The following is a 1,438-nucleotide window of genomic DNA, read 5'->3' as shown; positions in this document are numbered from 1 at the left end:
CTTACCAATTATCAGTCCATAATTGGCATAGGTTGTTTATGGGCTATTTTAGAGTTAGAAGATTTAAAGGTTACCTCCCTTTTCATCTCTTCATTCATTTGGCTAATTACTAAAATTAGCAAATCACTGTTAGGACTTTCTAGTTCTTGCTGATAACCTTGAAAATTCCAGAGTCCACCAAAGCAGAGTCGATCCAATTCAACCACGCTAGAAATATGCTTTGGACTCATTGGTTGAATCGTAATAATTGCCATAATTGCAAAAGTCTAAATTCTAGATAAAAAATTAATCAAAAATTGACCAAAAAAAGCAGGTCTCAATTCGCACCCTAGAAGGACAGTTAACCTCAATCAAGTTGCCCAAATTGAATTGAACGTCAGATCACAGATCATATACGCCAGACAAGCTAGCGTTAAGATTATGATAGTGTAAGAATTGAAAGCCAAGGGAAAACTGAATCAATATCAAGGGATTGATGAGGCAATTCGGACGGGTCAATTCCTGAGAAACTTATGTCTGCTTTATTGGATGGACAATCGAGGTTTAGGGAGAAAAGAACTGTACTCAGTACAATACCGAAATACGCGCAATGTATCCCTTTGTCAAAGATTTAAACTCTCATGCTTGTCAGGCATCTGTAGAACGGTGTTGGTCAGCAATTGCCAAGTTTTTCTTAAACTGTAACAAGAAAGTACCAGGCAAAAAGGGTTTCCCAAAATTAAAAAAACATAGCCGTTCAGTTGAATATAAAATCAGCGGCTGGAAATTGCATGACCCTAAAAATATTGAATTTACTGACAAAAAAGGTATAGGAAAACTCAAATTGATGGGGACGTGGGACTTGGCCTTCTATCCAATTGAACAGATTATAAAGAGTGAGATTGCTTAGACGAGCTGATGGTGATTATTGTCAGTTCTGTATCAGCGTAGATATCAAGGTTGATGTAGAACAGACATTGCATAACGTTGGCTTAGATGTGGGACTCAAAGAGTTCTACACAGATTCAGATGGCAATACAGAGTATAATCCACAGTTCTACAGGAAGAGTCAGAAACGACTTAAATTTTATCAAAGTCGGGTTTCTTGCAAGAAAAAAGGCAGTGCTAACCCCAAGTGCGCCATTAATAAACTCGGATCAGTACACCTCAAAATAAGTAGGCAACGTGAAGAACATGCTAAGAGACTAGGACATTGCGTAGTCCAGTCTAAGGATGTGGTCGCCTATGTAGAGGCAGAGCGACGTGCCGGAGGCAGATTTGAGGATTAAGAATCTAGTTAAGAATCACTGTCTGGCTAAGTCTATTAATGATGCAGGTTGGTATAAATTCAGAAAAGCGATGCAGCGCGGTCTTGAGGGTTTCCCCCATGAGCGATTGCATCAAGAATGGTTAGAGTATTTTGGCCATAGATTCGGTAAAGCCACTGTTGCAGTCAACA

1 protein-coding gene and 1 pseudogene are annotated in these 1,438 nt (G+C 39.2%); one reads left to right on the top strand and one right to left on the bottom strand.

Annotated features, from left to right (window positions below; genetic code table 11):
* Positions 1 to 11 precede the first annotated feature (11 nt).
* Complete coding sequence (locus F6K13_RS33075) at positions 12 to 254, bottom strand: hypothetical protein (RefSeq protein ID WP_287289914.1); 243 nt, start codon at positions 252 to 254, stop codon at positions 12 to 14.
* Positions 255 to 435: 181 nt separating this feature from the next.
* On the opposite strand from F6K13_RS33075, the pseudogene F6K13_RS33070 reads away from it, so the two are divergent.
* Positions 436 to 1,438: pseudogene (locus tag F6K13_RS33070) on the top strand (RNA-guided endonuclease InsQ/TnpB family protein); the annotation flags it as partial.

It is taken from the genome of Okeania sp. SIO2B9 (genome assembly GCF_010672505.1).
In the GTDB taxonomy this organism is placed as follows: domain Bacteria; phylum Cyanobacteriota; class Cyanobacteriia; order Cyanobacteriales; family Microcoleaceae; genus Okeania; species Okeania hirsuta.
This window is presented reverse-complemented; position numbering and strand designations above follow the sequence as displayed.

Excerpts from the sequence above, each read along its gene's own strand:
- F6K13_RS33075 (WP_287289914.1), bottom strand. The coding sequence starts at position 254 with ATGGCAATTATTACGATTCAACCAATGAGTCCAAAGCATATTTCTAGC.